The organism is Cryobacterium sp. MLB-32 (assembly GCF_000738085.1).
In the GTDB taxonomy this organism is placed as follows: domain Bacteria; phylum Actinomycetota; class Actinomycetes; order Actinomycetales; family Microbacteriaceae; genus Cryobacterium.
On sequence record NZ_JPRS01000572.1, the window covers coordinates 1 to 717 of the forward strand.

General features: G+C 56.3%; 1 protein-coding gene. It reads right to left on the bottom strand.

The features are described 5' to 3' along the window. Positions 1-570, bottom strand: a 570-nt coding sequence (locus JF66_RS20025) for a cytochrome ubiquinol oxidase subunit I (RefSeq protein WP_035880645.1), incomplete at its 3' end; no start/stop codon positions are given. Positions 571-717: the final 147 nt, after the last annotated feature.

Sequence of the window (717 nt, forward strand, 5' to 3'; positions counted from 1 at the left end):
CGTGTGCGGAAACGCGGCCAGGGCGATGGGGTTGGTGAGCAGTTCCCAGATGCTCGTGAGTTCTGCGCGCCCCTTCTCCTCATTGATTGTGTACGCGATCGGGTTCTGCATGAACGCATTCGCCGCCAGGATGAAGTAGGCAGAGGCGATGCTTCCCACGGTCGTGAGCCAGATAGTGGCGAGGTGGAGTTTCTTCGGCAGTTTGTCCCAGCCGAAGATCCAGAGCCCGATGAACGTGGCTTCCAGGAAGAACGCAATGATGCCCTCAAACGCCAGGGGCGCCCCGAAGACGTCACCGACGAACCGGGAGTAGTCCGACCAGTTCATACCGAATTGGAATTCCTGCACAATACCCGTGACGACGCCCATGGCAAAGTTGATCAGGAAGATCTTCCCGAAGAAGTGCGTCAGCTGAAGGTACTTCGCCTTGTCGGTGCGCACCCATGCGGTCTGGAAGATCGCCACGGTGAGCGCCATCCCGATCGTCAACGGCACAAAGAGAAAGTGATAGACGGTCGTCAGACCGAACTGCCACCGAGACAGGAGTAAAGGATCCAGCCACTCGTTCATGTGTCCTCCAGGAACATTTCTACGTCTCGTAGAATAATACCTTCTACACGGTGTAGAAAATACCGTCGGCGAGCTACGATGGAGGTTATGGGAAGCTTGGGTGTACTGGAGAGACTGATCATGGACCTCCTGTGGAACACCGAGCAG